The sequence below is a fragment of the Nonomuraea guangzhouensis genome (genome assembly GCF_019396345.1).
Taxonomy (GTDB): domain Bacteria; phylum Actinomycetota; class Actinomycetes; order Streptosporangiales; family Streptosporangiaceae; genus Nonomuraea; species Nonomuraea guangzhouensis.
In genome coordinates this window covers 51,947-71,395 of record NZ_JAHKRM010000024.1, presented here as the reverse complement: position 1 = coordinate 71,395, position 19,449 = coordinate 51,947, and the positions used below count along the sequence as shown (strand labels likewise).

General features: G+C 69.5%; 25 protein-coding genes. 8 read left to right on the top strand and 17 right to left on the bottom strand.

Annotation, left to right across the window (positions count from 1 at the left end):
- Positions 1-66: 66 nt before the first annotated feature.
- The 7 genes from KME78_RS41215 to KME78_RS41185 form a co-directional block, all read right to left on the bottom strand.
- Positions 67-486 (bottom strand): SgcJ/EcaC family oxidoreductase, encoded by a 420-nt coding sequence (locus tag KME78_RS41215; RefSeq protein ID WP_246653041.1) that lies wholly within the window; start codon positions 484-486, stop codon positions 67-69.
- Between the two features lie 54 nt (positions 487-540).
- Positions 541-714 carry a DUF7737 domain-containing protein gene (locus KME78_RS41210; RefSeq protein WP_219534948.1) on the bottom strand — a complete coding sequence of 58 codons (174 nt, stop codon included), beginning with the start codon at positions 712-714 and terminating at the stop codon, positions 541-543.
- Positions 715-764: 50 nt separating this feature from the next.
- Positions 765-1,157, bottom strand: a complete 393-nt coding sequence (locus KME78_RS41205) for a hypothetical protein (RefSeq protein WP_219534947.1) — start codon at positions 1,155-1,157, stop codon at positions 765-767.
- Positions 1,158-1,249: 92 nt separating this feature from the next.
- A complete protein-coding gene (locus KME78_RS41200; protein WP_219534946.1) occupies positions 1,250-2,497 on the bottom strand; it encodes a hypothetical protein in 1,248 nt (415 codons plus the stop codon).
- 120 nt (positions 2,498-2,617) lie between these two features.
- Positions 2,618-3,202: a DUF1707 SHOCT-like domain-containing protein gene (locus tag KME78_RS41195; protein ID WP_219534945.1), complete on the bottom strand. Its 585-nt coding sequence runs from the start codon at positions 3,200-3,202 to the stop codon at positions 2,618-2,620.
- Positions 3,203-3,314: 112 nt separating this feature from the next.
- Positions 3,315-4,193 carry a 1,4-dihydroxy-2-naphthoyl-CoA synthase gene (locus KME78_RS41190; RefSeq protein WP_219534944.1) on the bottom strand — a complete coding sequence of 293 codons (879 nt, stop codon included), beginning with the start codon at positions 4,191-4,193 and terminating at the stop codon, positions 3,315-3,317.
- Between the two features lie 9 nt (positions 4,194-4,202).
- Positions 4,203-4,715: a PadR family transcriptional regulator gene (locus KME78_RS41185; RefSeq protein ID WP_219534943.1), complete on the bottom strand. Its 513-nt coding sequence runs from the start codon at positions 4,713-4,715 to the stop codon at positions 4,203-4,205.
- A 76-nt stretch (positions 4,716-4,791) separates the two neighbouring features.
- On the opposite strand from KME78_RS41185, the gene KME78_RS41180 reads away from it, so the two are divergent.
- The gene (locus KME78_RS41180; RefSeq protein ID WP_219534942.1) at positions 4,792-5,388 is read left to right on the top strand and encodes a hypothetical protein; all 597 of its coding nucleotides are present in this window, start codon (positions 4,792-4,794) and stop codon (positions 5,386-5,388) included.
- 64 nt (positions 5,389-5,452) lie between these two features.
- Here the strand turns inward: KME78_RS41180 and KME78_RS41175 are convergent, their stop codons facing one another.
- Both KME78_RS41175 and KME78_RS41170 read right to left on the bottom strand, forming a co-directional pair.
- Positions 5,453-6,208, bottom strand: a complete 756-nt coding sequence (locus KME78_RS41175; protein ID WP_219534941.1) for an ABC transporter permease — start codon at positions 6,206-6,208, stop codon at positions 5,453-5,455.
- A complete protein-coding gene (locus tag KME78_RS41170; RefSeq protein ID WP_246653035.1) occupies positions 6,205-6,906 on the bottom strand; it encodes an ABC transporter ATP-binding protein in 702 nt (233 codons plus the stop codon). The genes KME78_RS41175 and KME78_RS41170 overlap by 4 nt, the downstream gene beginning before the upstream one ends.
- Positions 6,907-6,963: 57 nt before the next feature.
- On the opposite strand from KME78_RS41170, the gene KME78_RS41165 reads away from it, so the two are divergent.
- Together KME78_RS41165 and KME78_RS41160 are read left to right on the top strand one after the other, a co-directional pair.
- Complete coding sequence (locus tag KME78_RS41165) at positions 6,964-8,127, top strand: sensor histidine kinase (protein ID WP_219534939.1); 1,164 nt, start codon at positions 6,964-6,966, stop codon at positions 8,125-8,127.
- A gap of 64 nt (positions 8,128-8,191) precedes the next feature.
- A complete protein-coding gene (locus KME78_RS41160) occupies positions 8,192-8,860 on the top strand; it encodes a response regulator (RefSeq protein WP_219534938.1) in 669 nt (222 codons plus the stop codon).
- A 199-nt stretch (positions 8,861-9,059) separates the two neighbouring features.
- Here the strand turns inward: KME78_RS41160 and KME78_RS41155 are convergent, their stop codons facing one another.
- On the bottom strand, positions 9,060-9,392 hold the full coding sequence (locus KME78_RS41155) for an ArsR/SmtB family transcription factor (RefSeq protein WP_214635030.1): 333 nt from the start codon (positions 9,390-9,392) through the stop codon (positions 9,060-9,062).
- Between the two features lie 86 nt (positions 9,393-9,478).
- Here KME78_RS41155 and KME78_RS41150 point away from each other — a divergent pair, with 86 nt between their 5' ends.
- Positions 9,479-9,649, top strand: coding sequence for a DUF3073 domain-containing protein (locus KME78_RS41150; protein ID WP_219534937.1), 171 nt, complete (start codon positions 9,479-9,481; stop codon positions 9,647-9,649).
- On the opposite strand, the gene KME78_RS41145 is transcribed toward KME78_RS41150, so the two are convergent.
- Positions 9,612-10,898 (bottom strand): cytochrome P450, encoded by a 1,287-nt coding sequence (locus tag KME78_RS41145; RefSeq protein ID WP_219534936.1) that lies wholly within the window; start codon positions 10,896-10,898, stop codon positions 9,612-9,614. The two genes, KME78_RS41150 and KME78_RS41145, sit on opposite strands and share 38 nt — an antisense overlap.
- A 63-nt stretch (positions 10,899-10,961) precedes the next feature.
- Here KME78_RS41145 and KME78_RS41140 point away from each other — a divergent pair, with 63 nt between their 5' ends.
- A complete protein-coding gene (locus KME78_RS41140; protein WP_219534935.1) occupies positions 10,962-11,558 on the top strand; it encodes a TetR/AcrR family transcriptional regulator in 597 nt (198 codons plus the stop codon).
- A gap of 15 nt (positions 11,559-11,573) precedes the next feature.
- Here the strand turns inward: KME78_RS41140 and KME78_RS41135 are convergent, their stop codons facing one another.
- From KME78_RS41135 to KME78_RS41110, 6 genes are all read right to left on the bottom strand, one after another.
- Positions 11,574-12,980: an LCP family protein gene (locus KME78_RS41135; protein WP_219534934.1), complete on the bottom strand. Its 1,407-nt coding sequence runs from the start codon at positions 12,978-12,980 to the stop codon at positions 11,574-11,576.
- Between the two features lie 112 nt (positions 12,981-13,092).
- A complete protein-coding gene (locus tag KME78_RS41130; RefSeq protein WP_219534933.1) occupies positions 13,093-13,359 on the bottom strand; it encodes a DUF6510 family protein in 267 nt (88 codons plus the stop codon).
- A gap of 1 nt (position 13,360) precedes the next feature.
- Complete coding sequence (locus KME78_RS41125; RefSeq protein ID WP_219534932.1) at positions 13,361-14,089, bottom strand: ferredoxin reductase; 729 nt, start codon at positions 14,087-14,089, stop codon at positions 13,361-13,363.
- Positions 14,090-14,689, bottom strand: a complete 600-nt coding sequence (locus tag KME78_RS41120; protein WP_219534931.1) for a sulfite oxidase-like oxidoreductase — start codon at positions 14,687-14,689, stop codon at positions 14,090-14,092.
- Positions 14,690-14,764: 75 nt separating this feature from the next.
- On the bottom strand, positions 14,765-15,421 hold the full coding sequence (locus KME78_RS41115) for a response regulator (RefSeq protein WP_219534930.1): 657 nt from the start codon (positions 15,419-15,421) through the stop codon (positions 14,765-14,767).
- Entirely contained in the window at positions 15,418-16,623 is a 1,206-nt protein-coding gene (locus KME78_RS41110; RefSeq protein WP_219534929.1) for a sensor histidine kinase, read from the bottom strand. Before KME78_RS41110 ends, KME78_RS41115 begins: the two co-directional genes overlap by 4 nt.
- Positions 16,624-16,787: 164 nt before the next feature.
- Between KME78_RS41110 and KME78_RS41105 the strand changes: the two genes are divergently transcribed.
- The 3 genes from KME78_RS41105 to KME78_RS41095 all read left to right on the top strand — a co-directional run bounded on the left by KME78_RS41105 (position 16,788) and on the right by KME78_RS41095 (position 19,368).
- The gene (locus tag KME78_RS41105; protein ID WP_219534928.1) at positions 16,788-17,162 is read left to right on the top strand and encodes a hypothetical protein; all 375 of its coding nucleotides are present in this window, start codon (positions 16,788-16,790) and stop codon (positions 17,160-17,162) included.
- Complete coding sequence (locus KME78_RS41100; protein WP_219534927.1) at positions 17,159-18,613, top strand: multicopper oxidase family protein; 1,455 nt, start codon at positions 17,159-17,161, stop codon at positions 18,611-18,613. Before KME78_RS41105 ends, KME78_RS41100 begins: the two co-directional genes overlap by 4 nt.
- A 98-nt stretch (positions 18,614-18,711) precedes the next feature.
- The gene (locus tag KME78_RS41095) at positions 18,712-19,368 is read left to right on the top strand and encodes an STAS domain-containing protein (protein ID WP_246653094.1); all 657 of its coding nucleotides are present in this window, start codon (positions 18,712-18,714) and stop codon (positions 19,366-19,368) included.
- Positions 19,369-19,449 lie beyond the last annotated feature (81 nt).

Below are 19,449 nucleotides of genomic sequence, written 5' to 3'. Positions count from 1 at the left end.
CAGGCACCATTGATGCCCCGGCCCGGCGTGCTTCCCGGGCCGGAGCCGCACCTGTTGCGTAGTCGGTCAGTCGTCGAGCACGCTGGTGTTCTGGCAGGCGGTCAGGCGCCACTGCCCGTCTTCTTTGGCCATGACGAACAGCGGAGTGCCCACCTCTGGCCCGTCGGATGTCTGGTAGACCTGACGGACCTTGACCGCGGCGACGTCGGGGCGGATGAACAGCACGTGCTCCACCTCGAACGAGACCGTCGAGCCCTGCATCCCACCAGGAAGAACCTGGTGGGTGAAAGTCGAGATCGCATCGCGGCCGAAGAGGCGCTTACCCCCACCCGTGGTCCAGATCGCATCAGCCCGGAAGAGGCCGACGAACTCATCGGGAAGCTCATTGTTCTGGGAGTGCTCCACCACGGCGACCACCTGCTTGATCGCCGCGATCTCGGCTTCATGTGCCTGTTCGTCAATAATTGTGGTGCTCATGAGGATCATCCTTGAACCTCGAGAGCGCTTGATGTCAAGATGCCGCGACGCCGGTGGTCCCTGTCAGAGGTGGACCTGGCGGGTGATGGAGGGGTCGGTGATGGTGGTGTCGGCAGCCAGCAGGAAAGCCTTGGACAGGATGATCGACAGCATGCCGCCATCCTCCTCGAACGGCAGGAACACCTGATCACCGGAGCCGCGGGGGACGACGCACAGATAGGCGTCGTTGGGTTCCATCGTCGAGCACGTGCCGAACCTCGGGCGGAAGGCCGTCGAGCACACCCACGTCAGCCGCCGACCAGCGGGACGAGCTTGACGAAGGAGACGACGGGGTCGGCGATCAGGTCGATCTCGGTGTCCAGGTCCTCGATCTGGCGGTCGCCGACCAGCAGCAGGAAGCCGTTGCGGGCGAACGCGGCCTCGGCGGCGTCGGCCTGACGCTCCCAGTTCAGCTTGCGCGCGGTTGGCATCCGGTAGCCGTTCAGCTCGGCCTCGGCGTCGCTGGGCTTGATCAGGCCGTGAAAATGGCGGGAGGGGGCAGCGTTGTAGCGGGCCACCTCCTCGCGTACGCGCAGCCGTACCAGCTCCCGGGCCGAGATCCGCTCCGGCAGGTCCGGCAGGGAGAACTCCTCTAACGCCCGTCCTGTCGCCGTCTCATCGCGAAACGTCACCAACGCCATCGAAATCCCTGCCTCCGTACGAAGATCGGACGATGGCGTCATTCATAACAGCGGTGGCCGACAGAATCGCGATCCCGTTCACGGTCCCTTGCTCAGGGCTTGGCGGCGGAGCGGCGGCGCATGAGCAGGCCGCCGATGCCGGCCGCCGCGATCAGAGCGCTGCCCGTCAGCACGAACATGCGGCCATCCGGGCCGGCGTCGCCGCCCGCGCCCGTGTCGGCTCCGGCCTTCGGGGTTTTCGAGGTCTTGGAGGAGGGTTTGGTCGATGACTTGGGCGTCGAGGTCGGGGTCTCTTCAGGATCGGCAGAGGGGGAAGTCTTGCTGCCCGCGCCGATGGTGAGGGGGTACGTCTTCAAAGCGGAGGCGTCCTGGATCGTGCACTCGATGACCGAGACGGTCGATGAGGTGCCGATCTTGATGGCCGCCGGCTTCACCGTCGCCGAGCCGGAATTCTTGGACTTTGTCTTCATATCGACGCTGGTGGGCAGCGTGATGGGGCCGCCTGCGGTGCTGGTTCCCAGCTCGCCCACTCCGTCCGCGGAGGTCAGTTCGGACAGGCCCGAGATCGAGGCGTACGCGTACAGCTTGCTGCCGGCGGGGACCCCGGTGGACGGGGCCTCGAGTTCGGAACCTGTCTCATAGGTGCCCGACCAGCCGATGGAGAACTGTTCGCCGGCCTTGGGGGTGCTCGTCGGCATCGTGAGCGTTACCCGGATCTTGACGGTCTCGGGGGTGGCTTCCGTGCCCGTTCTGCACGAGTAGGTGACCAGGTCACCGGCTCCGGACCCGGTGCCTTGCCCGACCGTGACCACCACGCTCGTCGTGCTGGTCGTGGTGCACGAGGTCACGTCCGTCGGCGCGCTGGCCAGGCTCAGCTTCAGGCTGCCTTGGTCGGTGGCCCCCTTGACCGTCACCTCGTCACCCGTGACGGCGGTTACCGACACCGTGCTCGTCACCTGTCCGGCCAGCACCGACGTGGATCCGGAGGTGACGCTCGCCCCTGTCTTCTCCAGATCCGTGTGCGTCCCGCCGGTCACCGCGAGTTTCCCGGCGACGTGGACCTGCGTGGTGGTGGTCGGCGGCGTGCGCAGAGTAAGGGCGGGAATTTTCCACTTGACGTCGAACGTGCCAGTCGCCGTATCGGGCATGGTGAGCGGCACGCTGAGCGATGTGTCGGTGAACGGGCCGCCTGTACAGGTGTACGTCAGAGTGAGGGTCTTGTCGGCCAGGGCCTGGGCAGGAGATGGCAGAGCCAACGCGATCACCGCGCCGACGAGCCAGAGAGCGGACGTGCGCCTGACGAAGCGGCGCCACACCCTGGATGCCGGCAACTGTCTCATCCCCATCCCATGGCCGAGTCAAATGACGTCCCAGAATTGCAGCCCTTGGTCACGATTGGGTTGAGATGGGCAGTAAGGAGACCGACTCCGTCTGAGTCGACCTGCTGGAGGAAGGCGTGATCACCACCCCCAGCGCCAGAAGCGGTGCTGGTGCCGGACGAGCAGCCGACCGGCTCGCTGCTTGCCGTGGACCACGAAATGTCGCCCGTCCCCGGGGAACGGCGAGCTCGTCACACCCCGCACCTTGGAGGGGCTCGCGATCAGCTCGACATTGTCGATGTCCACGGAGGCGCCGGGCGGGAGTATGAGCGTGGTGGAGCCCGCCCACACGTCCAGCTCGATCTCCACGACCCGATGGGCCATGACGGCATCGGTGAAATCCAGCTTCACCGCCCCGGCCTTGGCCGACACCCGCAGCAGCCGGGGCACGACCCATTGGCCGCGCCGTTTGAGAGCAGCCGCCGTGGAGCGCAGTTCGCCGCTCTCCGGTGCCGGTGCCGCCACCGGGCTCCCCGGCAGGTCGGCGACGAATGGCTCAGCCTCGCCGAACGTTCGGGCGCCGAGCACCCCGCTCAACCGCTGCTCGAACTCCTCCATGGTCAGCCGGCCCTCGCTGACCGCCGTACGCAGTCGGATCGCGACTCGCTCGCGATCCGCGTCGGACATCCGCGCCTCTGGCGGCTGCGGGATTAAATCTCCGCTCACGCCGCAACTCTAGATAACGGGAGACGGAATTCGGCGGCATCGGTCGGTGAATAGCGAAACGATTTCGCGTTGCGGGCGACGTGCCGCCGCCCTCAGCGCGGCGGCGAGCGGATCAGTAGTGCCAGGGGAACGGCGACCAGTCGGGCGAGCGCTTTTCCAGGAACGAGTCGCGCCCCTCTGCGGCCTCGTCCGTCATGTACGCCAACCGCGTCGCCTCGCCCGCGAACAGCTGCTGCCCCACCAGCCCGTCATCGATCATGTTGAAGGCATATTTCAACATCCGCTGAGCCGTAGGCGACTTGCCATTGATCTTGCGGCCCCACTCCAGCGCCGTCTCCTCCAGCTCGGCATGGGGCACGACGGCGTTCACCATCCCCATCCGATGCGCGTCGGCGGCGGAGTAGGTGTCGCCGAGGAAGAAGATCTCGCGGGCGAACTTCTGCCCGACCTGCCGGGCCAGGTAGGCCGACCCGAAGCCGCCGTCGAAGCTGGCCACGTCGGCGTCCGTCTGCTTGAAGCGCGCGTGCTCCTCGCTGGCCAGCGTGAGGTCCGACACGACGTGCAGGCTGTGCCCGCCGCCCGCGGCCCAGCCGGGCACCACGCAGATGACGATCTTGGGCATGAAGCGGATCAGCCGCTGCACCTCCAGGATGTGCAGCCGGCCGGTGGACGCCGAGCCGTCGGCGTACTGGTAGCCGTCCTTGCCCCTGATCCGCTGGTCGCCGCCCGAGCAGAAGGCCCAGCCGCCGTCCTTGGGCGAGGGGCCGTTGCCGGTGAGCAGCACGCACCCCACGTCCGTGGTCTGCCTGGCGTGGTCGAACGCGCGATAGAGCTCGTCGACCGTCTGCGGCCGGAACGCGTTGCGCACCTCTGGGCGGTTGAAGGCGATCCGCACGGTGCCCTGGTCGACCGCCCGGTGATAAGTGATGTCGGTGAAGTCGAATCCCTCGACCACCTGCCACGCCTTCGGATCGAACAGTTCGGAGACCATGGGCCGAGCTTAACGGATCTGCTCTTCCGCCCATTCGGCCCACTGGCGCTGCGTGGTGGCCATGCGCAGGCCGTACTCCAGCGCGATCCTCCCGTACACCGACAAGTTGTCCGTCCCGCTCTCCACGAAGCCCTGGATGCTCTCGATATGTTCCAGTCGCTTGGCCGTGATCTCGGCCTGCTGCCGTAGGTACTCCTTGGCCTGCTGCGGATCCACCTGGGCCAGGAAGAACACCCGCAGGAGCATGTCGCTGCGCGCGGCCCTGACCGGCTCCACCTCGGTGATCCAATGGCGTAGCTCGGCCAGCCCGGCGTCGGTGATCGCATATTCCTTGCGGCCACGCGGTCCCTCGGCCGACACGCTCACCAATCCGGCGTCGGCCAGCTTGCCGAGCTCGGCGTAGAGCTGGCTCTGCGTGGCCGGCCAGACGTTCGCCAGGGAGACGTCGAATACCTTCATCAGGTCGTAGCCGCTCGCCGGTCCCTCGGAGAGCAGGCCAAGCACGGCGTGTCGAAGACTCATGTTCCTATATTGACATATCGACGCCGCAGGTTCTACTTTCGACATGTCTGCATAGGAACGTCATGAGGAGCTCAAAATGCGCGGCCTGCTGGGATTCTCCCCCTGGATCCTCTATGCGATCATCGCCACCAGCGACGAGTGGCGCTGGGGCGCCATCACCGGTCTCGTCATCGCGCTGGTCCTCGTCCTCGTGGACCGCCGGTCGGGGCGGGCCTGGGACGAGATGGTGATCGAGTCGAGCGCCGCGGTGTTCTTCGCCTGCCTCACGGTCCTGTCGCTGGTCGATCCGCATTCGTTCCTCACTCCGTATGGCCCGGCGCTGGTCAACGTCTGGCTCGCGGGCACCGCCTGGGGCTCGCTGGCCATCCGCAAGCCGTTCACGCTCGGCATCGCGCGGACCATGGCGCCCAAGGAGGTCTGGGAGACCCCGGTCTTCTACCGGATCAACGTGGTCATCACGACCGCCTGGGCGATCGCGTTCACGGTCGCCGCCGTCTCGCTGACGTTCGTGCTGGCCGCCGCGCCGCACGCGACCGCCGTGGTCATCTCCATCAAGGCGCTCTCGTTCGTCGTCCCGGCCGTCTTCACCGCCCGCTACCCCAAGGTCGTCCAGGCCCGCGCCCGCCGTACGGCCGCCGCCAGTCCCAGCCCCAGCACAGGCACCGACAAGTAAGGCCGGCCCCGGCGCAGGCGCCGACAAGTAGGGCCGGCGCCGGCGAGCAAGAGCACCCCCGCCGTCAGGTGACGTCGCGCCGGAGGGTGAGAACCCTGGCCAGCAGCACGATGACCGCGACGTACCCGACGAAGAGCAGCCCACCACCCCAGGCGGGCAGCAGCGCGCCCCCCTCGAGCCGCATGGCGCCGAGCGATCGGGCGGCCCCGGTGGGCAGCCACCGGTAGACATCGGGCACCAACCAGGCGAGGAAGCCGTCACCGTACGCGAACAGCAGGGCGGCCAGCGTGATCGCCCCCACCTGGCTCCTGACCAGCACGGCCAGGGCGACGCCGAGCAGCCCGTAGATCGCGGTGCTGAGCACCCCGCCGAGCAGGATCAGCGGCACCTCAGAACTCAGGGCCGGATGTCCCCGTAAGGCCAGCAGCACGCCCCCGGCGGCCAGCGTGACCAGTGCCGACAGGACGCCCACCAGCAGGCCGAGCAGCCCGTAGGCCACCAGCTTCGCGGTCACCACGGCCCCTCTGCGTGGTGTGACGAGAAATGCCCAGGTGATGGTCTGGTGCCGGTATTCGCCGGCCATGCCGAGGATGCCGAGGATCAGGCTGAAGAGATAGGCCTGCTGCGCCATGTTGTAGACGCCGGCCATCCGCGCCGCGTCCGACGAGGCGGGGGCGAACAGCGGCACCAGCACCCACAACGCGCAGAAGACGGGTGCGACGGCCGCGAGGATCCAGGTGGCTCGGACGGCGCGGGCCTTGATCAGCTCGGCCCGCACGAGCCGCATGATGATGGGGCCGCGTGGGGTTGATCGGTTCATCCGGTCGCCTCCAGATAGAGCTCCTCCAGGACGGCCCCGTCGTGCAGCGGCCCGCTCCACCGCAGCTTGCCGGCGGAGACGATGACCACCCTGTCGGCGATCTGCTGGATCTCCGACAGGACGTGGCTGGAGATCAGCACCGCGTTGCCTTGATGCGCGTACGCACGCAGGAACCCGCGTAGCCACCGCATCCCGGCGGGGTCGAGCCCGTTGGCCGGTTCGTCCAGGATGAGCACCTCCGGGCTGCCGAGCAGCGCGGTGGCCAGCGCGAGCCGCTGCCGCATGCCGAGCGAGAACCCGCCCACTCTCCGATGCGCGGCCTCCTGGAGATCGACCTGTTCGAGCACGTGATCGATCCGCGCGGACGCCAGTCCGGCCGCCATCCGCACGGACTCCAGATGGGCGACCGCGCTGAGTCCGGGGTGGAAGGCCGTCGACTCCAGGACCGCGCCGACGCGTTCGAGCGGCCGGTCGAGCTCGGAGTAGGGTCGGCCGCGGATGGTCGTGCCGCCCGCGGTCGGCTTGACCAGGCCGAGGATCATGCGCAGTGTGGTGGTCTTTCCCGCGCCGTTGGGCCCGAGGAAGGCCGTGACGGCGCCATGTGGCACGTCGAAGGAGAGGTCGTCGACCGCGACCACTTTCCCGAACGTCTTGGCCAGATGGTCGACGCTGATGGCGGTGACGCTGGTGGCTGTCATGCCTCGACAGTGCGGCACCGGCAGCCTCAGGCGCATCGGAGCACGGGTGGAAAGCCGATGTCCACCCGTGGGCCGATGTCCCCGCTCCGGCCCGCCGACTACCGTGAGCGCGTGGCCTTCACCCTCCGCCCGGCCGTCCGCACCACGCTGATCGTCCTGCTGGTGGCCTACCTCGCCTACGGGCCGATCACCGTCGTCGTGACCCGGCCGAGCGTTGTCCAGGCCCTGCTCACCCTGCCGCTCGCCGTGGCCACGCTCGGCTGCGTCCTCTGGGCACTGGCCCGCGACGCGCCTCGACGCAACGTCTGGCTGCTCCTGCTCGCCCTGGCCGGGGGGCTGGCCCTGCACGCGATCGAGCCCTATACCGGGGTGGCGTTCTGCTTCGTGGTGGTCTTCGTCTCGCCCTACCGCCTCGGGCTGCGCCGGGCCCTCGTGCTGACCGCGCTCGACATTCTCGCCCTGCCGCTCGTGTCTTACGCGGCGGGCGCCGAGATGGGGCTCGCGATGGGGACGACGACCGGGCTCGCCTACTCCGCGGTCTTCGCCTTCATGATCTGGCACCTGTCCATGGCCAAGCGGCAGTCGGCGGAGATCGCCGCCGCCCGGGCGCGCGAGGCCGTGCTGTCGGAGCGCACCAGGCTGGCCCGCGAGGTGCACGACATCCTCGCCCATTCGCAGTCCGCGCAGATCCTGCATCTGGAGGGCGCCAGGATGCTGCTGAAGGACGGCGGCGACCCGGCCGTCGCGCTGGATCGGGTGGAGCGGGCCGTACGCCTGGCCAGGGCAGGGCTGGAGGAGACCCGCAGAGCGCTCGACACGCTGAGGGGTGACGAGTTACCCCTGGTGGAGCGACTCGAACGGCTGGCGGCGGAGTTCCGCGCGACCACGGGAGCCGCGTGCGCCCTGTCGATCGAGGCGGACCTCGACGCGCTGGAGACGCAGGCCAGGCTGGCGGTCGCCCGCACGGCGCAGGAGGCGTTGACCAACGTCTGCAAGCACGCGCCCGGCGCGTCGGTCTCGGTCGCATTGCGTCACTTAGGGCGCTGGTGCGAGCTCGAGGTACGCGACGACGGCAAGGCCACACGCCCGGCGGACGTCCGGGGAGTCGGCGCGGGCTACGGGTTGATCGGGATGCGCGAGCGGGCGGAGCTCATCGGCGGCTCGCTCACCACGAGCGCGGAAGGGGGAGGGTTCAGCGTGGTCCTGAGGGTGCCGGCATGAGTGAGCGTCAGGGCGTTGGAGGTGCCCGCATGAGTGCGCGCCGTCGGGAGAAGGGGATGGTCCGGTGACCGTGCGGGTCCTGGTCGCCGACGACCAGACCGTGGTGAGAGAGGGGCTGGTGCTCCTGCTCGCCCTGCTGCCCGACGTCGAGGTGGTCGGCACCGCCGCCGACGGTGAGGAGGCGGTCCTGCTGGTCGCCGAGCTGTCGCCCGACGTGGTGCTGATGGATCTGCGGATGCCGCGGCTCGACGGGGTGGCCGCGACCCGGGCGATTCGCGCCGCGCATCCCGGCACCGAGGTCGTGGTGCTGTCCACCTACTCCGACGACGAGTCGGTGTTCGCGGCGCTGCGGGCGGGTGCCCGTGGCTACCTGACCAAGGACACCGACGCCGAGTCGCTCGCGCGGGCCATCGCGGTCGTGGCGAGCGGTGAGGCGCAGTTCGCCCCGCGCGTGCAGCGCCGTCTGGCCGAGGCCGTGGCCAAGACGGCATCGGCGGCTCCGGGGCTGCCCGACGGGCTGACCCACCGCGAGGCCGAGGTCCTGCGGTTGATCGCCCAGGGCAACTCCAACGCGGAGATCGCCACCCGGCTGCACATCTCCGAGGCCACGGTCAAGAGCCACATCAACAACCTGTTCGCCAAGGCAGGGGTCCGCGATCGCGCCCAGGCCGTCACCTACGCCTTCCGCCACGGTCTGGGCGACGCTCCTCGGTCAGGAGGTCTCGGCGGATAGCTCGGTGAGTGGGCGGTCCAGGACGGCCGCGGCGTTGCGGGGAGTTCTGACCATGGGCAGCAGCGTAGGAAGGGTCCCGAGGCGCCCGACACTGCCGAAAGACCAGCCCGTGCTCTTACTTTCGGCGGTTGACAGCGTCGTCGTAGCTCTCAGGCGCCCTGGTCGGCCGCGGCGTCTCCGTACCGGTGGCGGCCCTCGGTCAGGGGACCTCGGCGCGTAGTTCGGCGAGGAGTTCGCCCTGGTCGGCGAGCATGTCGGTGAGGATGCGGCGCGCGGCCCCGAGCAGGTCGGCCAGCTCGGGAGTGGCCAGCGTGTAGACGACGGTGCTTCCCTCACGGATGGCGCTCACGATCCCGGCTCTTCGCAGGACCGCCAGCTGCTGGGAGAGGCTGGACGGCTCGATGTCGATCTGGGCCAGGAGTTCCCGGACGGGAAGCGGGCCTTCTTGAAGTAGCTCCAACACTCTGATGCGAGCGGGGTGGCCGAGTGTTCGGAAGAAATCGGCCTTGGCCTGGTTGACCTCCACGTGCATACTGCCAGACTAATCCAGCGCACTTGCATAATTCTTCAAGTCGTAACGTTGTTGGCTAGGATGACAGCGGGGACTAGGGAGTAGCCATGGGCCGAGGAAGAGCCAAGGCGAAGCAGACGAAGGTCGCTCGCCAGCTTAAGTACACCAATCACAACATCGACTACGACCGGCTCCGCGAGGAGCTGGGCGCCGACTCGCCGCATGACGAGATGCACCCGACTACGGCGTCCGAGCAGGAGTCCGAGCACGCGCGCTGACGCGTGTCAGCTTTGCAGGGGCAAGGGTGACGAGCTTGAGCCGCCTGGCCTCCGGCGCCGGATCTGGTGCGGAGAGCTCCAGGCGGTTCAGCACCTCTCGGAGGATGACGCGCATCTCCAGGAGGGCGAGCTGGGCCCCGACGCAGAAGCGTCGGCCGCCGCCGAAGGGCATCCACGCCTTGCCGTGGGCGTCCGCGCCGTCCAGGAAGCGCTCGGGCCTGAACTCCTCCGGTGACGGCCAGACCGACGGGTCCTGGTGGATGAGCGCGATGAGCGGTGCCGCGTACCATCCGGCGGGCACCTCATAGTCGCCCAGCCGCAGCGGGGCGTCGACCAGCCGGGGCGCCTCGAAGACGACCGGTCTGACGCGCAGTGCCTCCTTGACCACGGCGTCGAGATACTCCTCGTCGTGCGGCAGCCGGTCGAGGATGCCCGGGGTGCGCAGCAGTCGTTCGAACGCCCATGCCAGCCCGGTGGCCGTCGTCTCGTGGCCGGCGATGAGCAGGGTGATCAGCTCGTCGCGCACCTCCTGGTCGCCGAGCTCGGTCTCCAGCAGCCGGCCCAGCACGTCGGTGCCGCCCGGCTCGGCGCGTCGCCGGCCGATCTCGTCGAACAGGATCTCGTCGACGGCCGCGCGTAACCGCAGGAATCGCCCGTACGGCGTGAACGGCAGGCGCCGCGTGGCCTCGCGCAGCCGCGGCGGCAGCAGCATCAGGGACGCCGAGCCGCCGACCTCGATCAGCTTCGGCAGCAGCACGCGCAGCCGGTCGAGCCGCTGGGCGTCGCGGATGCCGAAGATCAGCCGGATGATGACCTCCAGCGTGATCTCCTGCATGCGGTCGCGCAGCGCGAACGGCGTGCCGAGCGGCCAGGTCGCGATCTTCTCGGCGGCGATGGCGGCGATCTCGCCCTCGTACCCGGCGATCTGCTTGGCGCGCAGCGGCGGGGTGAGCAGCCGCCGGTGCCGCCACCACGGCTCGTCGTCCAGGGTGAGCAGCGAGTGCGCGCCGACCATCGGTTCGAGGAAGTCACGCCGGACCCGCCCGGCCCGGCCGCCGCCCTGGTCGAGCCGGTAGACCTGCTCGGCCAGCTCGGGGGTGGCGACGTAGACCTCGGGCGGGAAGCCGAAGAAGCGCAGCGTGAAGATCGGCCCGTACTTGCGGCGGCACTTCTCGAACGCGCCTACCGGGTCGGTCAGGAGCCAGGCGGTCTGGAGCAGCGTGGGGAGTTTCGGTCCAGGGGGGAGCATCTTTCTACCTCCGTATATATACGTACGTCATATACGCTCGTATATATCAGTAGCATAAGACGCGTGTCGAGAACAGAGCTCGGTGGATACCGGGAGAGACTCCTGGCGGCGGCCGTCAACTGCCTGCAGGAGAAGGGCTACGCCCGGACGACCGCCCGCGACCTGGTCGCCGCGTCAGGCACCAACCTGGCCTCCATCGGCTACCACTTCGGCGGCAAGGACGCCCTGCTCAACGAGGCGATCGTGAGCGCCTACGACGCCTGGATCGAGCACGTGGAGGAGTCGGTCTTCGGCGGCCCACTGGCCGGCCCGAGGGAGATGCTCGAACGCGCCATGGTGGCTCTGGTCGACGTCTTCGCCGAAATGCGCCCGCAACTGGTCCTGGCCGTGGAGGCCTACCCGGCCGCCCTGCGGGAGGAGCTGCTGAGAGCGAAACTGGCCGCCGTCTACGGCAGGGCCAGGCAGGCGGGCATCGACATGATCAACAGGGCGGCGGCGGAGTTGGGGGTGGAGCTGCCGTTCGCCCCGGAGGCCCTGATCTCGGTGCTGATCGCGATCTCGGACGGCCTGATGATCCAATGGCTGCTGGACCCGGAGAGCACCCCGGACGCCCACCAGGTGGTGGAGGCACTGGCCGCGCTCTCGGCGTTCATCGCCTGATCAGGACGACCCTGATCAGGACGATGCGCACGTGTCGTGGGTCGCGTCGAAGCCCTTCAGCGACTCGGTGTCGTTGGTGGCGAGGGGCTTGGTGCCCTTCCAGTCGTTGCCGAGCACCAGCACCAACCGGCTGGTCTGCGCTGCCGCGACCAGCTTCGTCTGGGAGGTGAGCAGGTCCTTCGTCAGGGTCGGGACACCCGTCTCCCCGTTCGGCCCGTAGAAGACGGTCGTCTTCGCCTGCGGCTTGCGGGCCGTGTCGCCGATCTTGGTGATGTGATAGCCCCGCTGCTCCAGCGCGGCGGCCACCTGCGTGCCGAGACCGCTGCGATAGGTGCCGTTGCGTAGCTCGATCTGCATCTTGGACCTGGACACCTTGGTCTGCCCGCCCTTGACGCCCTGCACGCTCTCGTCCTTGGACACGATCTGGAACAGCTTCCCGGCCTGCGGCTGGACCCACTCCACCCGCCCCGGCTGGGTGAGTGAGTAGTGCCACGGCGTGGTGATGAAGCGGATCTGTCCCGCGTTGAGGCCCTGCAGGCTGAGCGCCAGGTCCTTCATGACGCCGGCCGTCAGGCCGGGGTCGGTGGTGACGGCCTTGGTGCCGGCGTCGAGGAACCCGTAAAGCTTGGCGGGGTTGGTGAGTGTCTCTCCGCTCATGACCTTCTTCACCATCGACGCGATGAACATCTGCTGACGCTGGATACGCCCGATGTCGGAGCCGTCGCCCAGGCTGTAGCGGGCACGGACGTAGCCGAGCGCCTGCTCGCCGTTGACCGTCTGCCGCCCGGCGGCCAGCTTGAGCAGCGCCTTCTTGTCGTCGACCGCCTCGGGCAGGCAGATCTCCACGCCGCCCACCGCGTCGACCATGCTCTTGAAGCCGGTGAAGTCGACCTTGACGAAGTGGTCGATATGGATGCCGGTGAGCGTCTCGATGGTCTTCCAGGTGCAGGCGATGCCGCCGGAGTTGAACGATTCGTTGATCATGCCCAGATGCGGCTGCTGGCCGGTCAGGCCCGTCTTGGCGCGGCACGCGGGGAGTTGCACCAGCGAGTCGCGCGGGAAGCTGACGACCATCGCGTTGTCCCGTTTCGACGAGACGTGCGCGAGCATGATCGTGTCGGTGCGCTCGCCCGCGACGTGGTGGCCGTACTTGGCGTTCTTGCCGTCGCGCTGGTCGGAGCCGACGATCAGCACGTTCATCGCGGTGCCCGCGACCTTGGGCGGGCGGGTCGCGCCGAGGTCCTCGGCCGTGACGTCGTCGTGCTTCAGGTTGCCGGTCAGCTTGACGATGACGCCTACCGTGACGCCCGCGATCAGCAGGACGACTGTCACCCCGATCGCGATCGCCCACCGCAGCCAGTGCTTGCGGCCGCGGGCCGGCGCTTGGGGGGACGGCGGCGCGTCCAGCAGCCCGTTGCTCACGTGACTCCCATGGGACAGGGCCGCGGGCCGCTGCCCACGGCCAAGACCTCCGCCGTACAGATCTCGGCCGGTTGGCGTGCCGAGTGTACTAAGCCGGATCGGGTGAGATTCCTTATTCGGGCAGTCCCAATCGCAACGACACGGCGCCGCGCAGGTCGAGCCAGGCCGCGCCGGGCCCGCGGACCAGACGCAGCACGACCTCGTCGCAGCCGGGACAGCGCGCGACCAGCCCGGGCTCGGGGCCGTAGACGCGGAGCGAGGCGATGGGACCGGTCAGCCCGCAGCTCGCGCACCGGCCGATGGCCGCGGTGATGTCCACGGCGAAGATCTCGCCGAGCGGACCGGCCAGGGCGTTGCCGTCCAGATGTTCGGTGGTCATGTCAGCCTCCGGTCGGGCCGAAGCGTTCGGTCCTGATGTGTTCGGGCGCGTGCCCGAGTGCGAGCAGAAGGTCGGCCGCCGCCTCGACGAACCCCGTCGGCCCGCAGACGTAGCACTCCGGCTCGAAGTCGGCGGGCCAGCCGCCTTCGGCCAGGTCGTCCAGCAGGATGCGACCGGCCGGACGCGGCCAGCCGTCCGGGACGGCCCGCGTGTAGAGATAGCCGACGTCGAGCCCGGCGTCGGGACGGCGCAGCTCCTCGGCGTAGTAGCGGCGGCCGGGATCGCGCAGCGAGTACAGCAGCCGGAACGGCACGCGGCTCCCCGCCTGACGGCGCGCGCGGATCATGGCCATCAGCGGGACGATGCCGGAGCCGCCGCCGACCAGCAGCACCGGCGACGTGCTCTCGGGCCGCCAGACGAACCACCCGCCGACCGGCCCGCGGATCTCCACCTGGTCACCGGGTTCGATGATCTCGGTGAGGTACGGCGAGACCTCCCCGTCGGGCACCCGTTCGACGGTGAGCTCGATCGTGTCGCCGTCGGCCGGCGCGGCCACCGAGTAGCTGCGCTGGGTGCTGTAGCCGTCCTCGGCGGTCAGCCGCACGTCCACGTGCTGCCCGGCCAGATGCCCCGGCCAGTCCGGCACCTGGAAGACCAGCGTGCGGGCACTGTCGGTCTCCTCGCGCAGCCCGGTCAGCCTGGCGGCCCGCCAGGTCAGGCGGCGGCGCACCTAGTCGCCCTCGTAGCGCTGCTCGCGCCACGGGTCGCCGTAGTTGTGGTAGCCGGCGGTCTCCCAGAATCCCGGCCAGTCCTCTTCGAGCAGCCGGATGCCGCGTACCCACTTGGCCGACTTCCAGAGGTACAGGTGCGGGACCAGCAGCCGGGCCGGACCGCCGTGGCGGGGTTCGAGCTCCTCGCCGTCGAACCGGTGGACGATCCATGCCTTGCCGTCGAGCAGGTCTTCCAGGGGCAGGTTCGTGGTGTAGCCGCCGTACGAGTAGACCAGCGCGTACTCGACGGCGGTCTCGACGTTCTCGAACAGCGTGTCGAGCGAGACGCCCTGCCAGCCGGTGCCCAGCTTGGACCATTTGGTGACGCAGTGGAGGTCGACCGTCGGCGTCTCCTGCGGCAGCGCCATCAGCTCCGCCCAGGACCATCGGTGGGTCTGTTCGGACTCGGTGTCGATGGCGAACTCCCACCGGTCCAGCGGGACCCGCGGCGTCGGTCCCGCCGACAGCACCGGGAAGTCCTCGACCAGGTACTGGCCGGGCGGCAACCGGTCGTCGTCCTCCCTGCGCCGGCCTCGGAAGCCGCGCGAAATGATGCTCACCGGCACTCCCTTCAGGGACGCGCCAGATCGCCGTTCGCACTGGCGCTTCTTATGCCCAGTATGTCGTGTGGGGTGTCAGCCCCTTGGCAGGACCAGGCCCGATTCGTACGCGAAGACGACGAGCTGGGCCCGGTCCCGAGCCTGCAGCTTGGTCATGGCCCGGCTGACGTGGGTTTTGGCGGTGGTCGGGCTGATCACCATCTGGGTGGCGATCTCGTCGTTCGACAGCCCTCTGGCCACCAGCGCCGTCACCTCGCGCTCCCGGTTGGTGAGGATCTCCAGCCTGGTGGGCGCGGGATTCGGGCGGCGGCCGACGTACTCGCCGATCAGGCGGCGGGTGATCGCGGGCGAGAGCAGCGCGTCGCCCCGTGCCGCCACCCGTACGCCCTGGAGCAGGTCGGTCGGCTCGGTGTCCTTCACCAGGAAGCCGCCCGCGCCCGCCCGCAGCGCGTTGTAGACGTACTCGTCCAGCCCGTAGTTGGTCAGGATCACCACGTGGACGCCGCTGAGCCGCTCGTCGGCGGCGATCCGCCGGGTGGCCTCGATGCCGTCCATCACCGGCATCTGCACGTCCATGAGCGCGACGTCCGGCCGGTGCTCCAGGGCCAGGGCGACGGCCTGCTCGCCGTCGGCGGCCTCGGCCACCACCTCGATGTCGTCCTCGGCGCTCAGCAGCGCACGGAAGCCCGCCCGGATGAGGGCCTGGTCGTCGGCGAGCAGTACGCGGATCACGCTCGTCCTTCCAAGGAGAGCCCGATCGAGACGCCCGCAGGGGACTCGGTCGCGGGGAGTTCGGTGGGGAGGTTCACGGGGAGTTCGGCGCGGACGGTGAATCCGCCTTCCGGCCTGGCCTCGGCCCGTAACCGGCCGCCCAGGGCCGTGACTCGTTCGCGCATGCCCAGGAGCCCCACACCGGGCACGTGGGTCGCGTCCGCGCCGGCCCGGCCGTCGTCGTCGACCTGCACGACCAGCTCGTCCGTGCCGTAGTCGATGCGTACCGCCGCCGACGCGCCGCCCGCGTGCCGCGCGACGTTGGTCAGCGCCTCCTGCACGATCCGGTACGCGGCCCGGTCGACCTCGGCGGGCAGTGACCCGCGCGTACCGGTGATCAGCATGGTGGCGGGCAGGCCCGCGGACCGCGCCCGGTCCAGCAGGTCGTCGAGCCGGTCCAAGCCGCTACCCGGCGCCTCACCGGCATCGGCGTCGGAGTCACGCAGCACCTCCAGCGTCGCCCGCAGCTCGCGCATGGCGTCACCGCTCGCCTCCTGGATGGCCAGCAGCGCCGGGGGCACCTCCTCGCCGCGCTTGCGCGCGAGGTGCACGGCCACGCCCGCCTGCACCTTGATGATCGAGATGCTGTGGGTGAGCGAATCGTGCAGCTCCCTGGCGATGCGCAGCCGCTCTTCTCCCGCCCGCCGCAGGGCGACCTCCTCACGGGTGCGCTCGGCCTCGGCGGCACGTTCCTCGGCCTGGTGGAGGTACGCCTGCCGGTGCCTGCTCACCGTCGCGGCCACGCCCGCGGCGACGAACCAGCCGATCAGCAGGCTCGTGTTCTGCATGATGATCAGGGCGGGCTGGTCGGTGGCGGTGGCCAGGTCCGCCGCCAGGCTGCCGCCGAGGAACACGACCCCCGCGCCCGCCGCCACCAGCCGATGCCCGGCATGGACGGCCGCGAACACGCTCACAATGACGGGAAAGGCCGCCGGTGGGCCCGGATGCGCCTCGACCGAGAACACGAGCATGCAGGCCGTACAGATCACCAGCGCCACCACCGGCGCCCGGCGGAGAAGAAGAAGCGACAGCGAACCGGCTACGACGACGACATAGTCCAGCACGCCCGTGCCCGGCGTCGACAGCGCGACCACCAGCAGCATGACGACCAGCGCCACCGAGACGGTCACATCGGCCGCGAACGGCCGCCACCGAGTGCTCATTCCTGCACAGTACGGCGTTTCCCGATCGCCCTCCTCCGCACGAGGTCGGAACCGGCGCTACTTCCTGTGTGGTAGTCGCGCCCGGCCCGTGACCCCAGGTGGTAGTCACAGGTGTCTTCCCCGGCACGACGCCCCGGGCCTGGACAATCGACACCATCTCGGTCATGACACCGAAGTTCTTCCCCCTGCTACGCGTCATGGCCGTCGTGCAGGCCGCCGCGTTCCTGACGCAGGCGATCACGGCCGGGCAGTTGCTGTCCACGCCCGGCGGCCGCGCCCTGCACGCCGCCACGGCGATCGCCGCGCTGGCCGCCGGCGTGCTCAACCTGATCGCGGCGATCCTGGTGTGGCGTCCCGGCGGCGGTTCTGCGCGCTTCGCAGGGTCGGCCGCGTTCACTCTCGCGATCACGGTCGCCCAGGCGGCTCTGGGCATGGCGCACGTGAAGGCGCTGCACGTGCCGCTCGGCGTGCTGCTGTTCGGCAGCAGCCTCATGCAGATCAACCGGGTGATGCCGCGCCGCGCGCCGGCCCCGGCATGACGGTCACCAGGCGCCAGGCGTTGCGGCTGCTCGGGCTGGGCGCGGCGGCGGTGGCGGCGGCACCCGGATGTTCGCTGCTGTCCCGCACACCGCAGCCCCAGTTGCTGACCAGCGGCGCGCCACTGCCCCAGCCGTTCGCGGTGCCGCTGCCGGTGCCCGCGCTGGCCAAGCCGTCGAGTCCCGGCCACTACGACCTGGTCGAACAGGCCGCCGAGGTGGAGATCCTGCCCGGCCTGCGTACTCCCATCTGGGGGTACGGCGGGCAGTTCCCCGGCCCGACCATCGAGGCCCGCAGCGGTGAGACGACCGTGGTACGCCTGTCGAACGGCCTCACCCAGCCGACCGTGCTGCACCTGCACGGCGGGCACACCCCGCCGGAGTCCGACGGCTACCCCACCGACCTGGTACAGCCCGGCGCACGGCGTGACTACACGTTCCCGTTGCGGCAGCGGGCGGCCACGCTCTGGTACCACGACCACCGGATGGACTACACCGGGCCGCAGGTGTGGCGGGGGCTGGCCGGGTTCTTCCTGGTACGGGACCCGGCCGAGGAGGCGCTGGGACTGCCCGCCGGTGAACGCGACATCCCGCTGATGATCTGCGACAGGTCGTTCGCCGAGGACGGCTCGATGCCGTACCCGGGCCTGCCGGGCAAGCCGGGCGTGCGCGAGGCTTACATGGGTGGGGTGCTGGGCGACGTCATCCTGGTCAACGGCGCCCCCTGGCCGCAGCTCCGGGTGGCCAGGGCCCGCTATCGGCTGCGGCTGCTCAACGCCTCCAACGCGCGGACGTACGAGCTGGCGCTGTCGTCGGGTGGTCCGATGGTACGCATCGCGAGCGACGGCGGCCTGCTCGCCGCCCCCATAGCCGCCAAGCAGGTACGGCTGGCACCGGCCGAACGCGCCGAGGTGATCGTCGACTTCGGCGCCTACCGGATCGGCGACCAGATCGAGCTGCGGAACCTGGCCGGGGAGGGCCCGCAGGCCAAGGTGATGCGGTTCGTCGTGGATCGCGACGAGGCCGACGACTCGACGATCCCGCGCGTGCTGTCGGAGGTGGCGCGGCTCGACCCGTCGAAGGCCGCCGTGACCAGGGATTTCGACTTCAACAGCGGCACGATGCACGGTGGCGGCGGATGGCTGATCAACGGGAACCCGTTCGACCCCAAGAGGATCGAGGCCAGGCCCAAGCTCGGTGACATCGAGATCTGGCGGCTGACCAGCGACGTCGCCCACCCTGTACACCTGCACCTGGCGCAGTTCCAGGTGCTGTCGGTCAACGGTGAGCGCCCCGCCGGGCCGCCGGAATGGAAGGACACGGTGGAGCTGCGCGACGCCCAGACCGTCGAGATCATCACCAGGTTCACTGGTTATCGCGGCCGCTATGTCGTCCACTGCCACAACCTCGAACACGAGGACATGGCCATGATGGCCACCTTCGAAGTCGTCTGAAGGTGTGGCGTTGTGATGCCCTTCACCCATTCGGAACCGTTGGACATGGCGTTTCCCGGGCAGAGGGGAGGGCGACGCTAGGGGAAGTGAGTGGCACGATGAGCGCGCGTTCAGTGCGAATCGACACCATCCGACACGTTTATTGCACGGTCCTTCGAGCGAGCGGCGAGCTGGATCACGCCGGTCGGGCGCGTCTGAGCGCGCGCATCCAGGAGGTTTGGGACTGGTCTGACGGGCCCATTCTCGTGTTCGACCTGGCTGACCTGGTGTTCTACGACTCCTCTCTGGTCGGGGCGCTGGCGGTGGCGTTGCAGCGCGTACGGGCCACGCGGAGTGGCCGCATCATCCTGGCGAATCCTCCGGATCGGCTGGTGGCCGTTCTGGAACGTACTGGTCTGCTGCGGTATGTGGAGATCAGCGGTGGCGTCCAGGAGACGGTTGCGGAGATCGTGCTCGCGGCGGAGCGAAGGCGCCGGGAAGGCGCCGGTGGGGTGCCTATGGGAGGCCGGCTGGGTGTCGGCGGCGTGCCCGAAGCCCGGTCGGGTGCCGACGACGCGTCCGTGAAAGGCCGGGCGGGCTCCGGCGGCGCGTCCCGGGCGGGGCCCAGCGGTGCGTCCCGGGCGGGGCCCGGCAGCGCGTCACAGGGAGGCTCCGGCGGCGTGTCTCAGGCAGGTTCCGGCGGCGCGTCCGCGGACGAGGGCCGCGATAAGCGGAGCTCTCGAACAGCCCTGCCGTATTTGCCGTATCCGCGGTAGTCAGCGGCCGGCGCCACCGCGCCGTCTGCTCTCCGACGCCCTTCCCGAGTTATCCACAGGCGGCTGAGCTCCGGCCTGACC

What these genes read in the sequence shown, in the direction of transcription:
- KME78_RS41215 (WP_246653041.1), bottom strand. Translation starts at nt 486, where the DNA reads ATGATCCTCATGAGCACCACAATTATTGACGAACAGGCACATGAAGCC.
- KME78_RS41210 (WP_219534948.1), bottom strand. Translation starts at nt 714, where the DNA reads ATGGAACCCAACGACGCCTATCTGTGCGTCGTCCCCCGCGGCTCCGGT.
- KME78_RS41205 (WP_219534947.1), bottom strand. Translation starts at nt 1,157, where the DNA reads ATGGCGTTGGTGACGTTTCGCGATGAGACGGCGACAGGACGGGCGTTA.
- KME78_RS41200 (WP_219534946.1), bottom strand. Translation starts at nt 2,497, where the DNA reads ATGAGACAGTTGCCGGCATCCAGGGTGTGGCGCCGCTTCGTCAGGCGC.
- KME78_RS41190 (WP_219534944.1), bottom strand. Translation starts at nt 4,193, where the DNA reads ATGGTCTCCGAACTGTTCGATCCGAAGGCGTGGCAGGTGGTCGAGGGA.
- KME78_RS41185 (WP_219534943.1), bottom strand. Translation starts at nt 4,715, where the DNA reads ATGAGTCTTCGACACGCCGTGCTTGGCCTGCTCTCCGAGGGACCGGCG.
- KME78_RS41180 (WP_219534942.1), top strand. Translation starts at nt 4,792, where the DNA reads ATGCGCGGCCTGCTGGGATTCTCCCCCTGGATCCTCTATGCGATCATC.
- KME78_RS41175 (WP_219534941.1), bottom strand. Translation starts at nt 6,208, where the DNA reads ATGAACCGATCAACCCCACGCGGCCCCATCATCATGCGGCTCGTGCGG.
- KME78_RS41170 (WP_246653035.1), bottom strand. Translation starts at nt 6,906, where the DNA reads ATGACAGCCACCAGCGTCACCGCCATCAGCGTCGACCATCTGGCCAAG.
- KME78_RS41165 (WP_219534939.1), top strand. Translation starts at nt 6,964, where the DNA reads ATGTCCACCCGTGGGCCGATGTCCCCGCTCCGGCCCGCCGACTACCGT.
- KME78_RS41155 (WP_214635030.1), bottom strand. Translation starts at nt 9,392, where the DNA reads ATGCACGTGGAGGTCAACCAGGCCAAGGCCGATTTCTTCCGAACACTC.
- KME78_RS41150 (WP_219534937.1), top strand. Translation starts at nt 9,479, where the DNA reads ATGGGCCGAGGAAGAGCCAAGGCGAAGCAGACGAAGGTCGCTCGCCAG.
- KME78_RS41145 (WP_219534936.1), bottom strand. Translation starts at nt 10,898, where the DNA reads ATGCTCCCCCCTGGACCGAAACTCCCCACGCTGCTCCAGACCGCCTGG.
- KME78_RS41130 (WP_219534933.1), bottom strand. Translation starts at nt 13,359, where the DNA reads ATGACCACCGAACATCTGGACGGCAACGCCCTGGCCGGTCCGCTCGGC.
- KME78_RS41110 (WP_219534929.1), bottom strand. Translation starts at nt 16,623, where the DNA reads ATGAGCACTCGGTGGCGGCCGTTCGCGGCCGATGTGACCGTCTCGGTG.
- KME78_RS41105 (WP_219534928.1), top strand. Translation starts at nt 16,788, where the DNA reads ATGACACCGAAGTTCTTCCCCCTGCTACGCGTCATGGCCGTCGTGCAG.
- KME78_RS41100 (WP_219534927.1), top strand. Translation starts at nt 17,159, where the DNA reads ATGACGGTCACCAGGCGCCAGGCGTTGCGGCTGCTCGGGCTGGGCGCG.
- KME78_RS41095 (WP_246653094.1), top strand. Translation starts at nt 18,712, where the DNA reads ATGAGCGCGCGTTCAGTGCGAATCGACACCATCCGACACGTTTATTGC.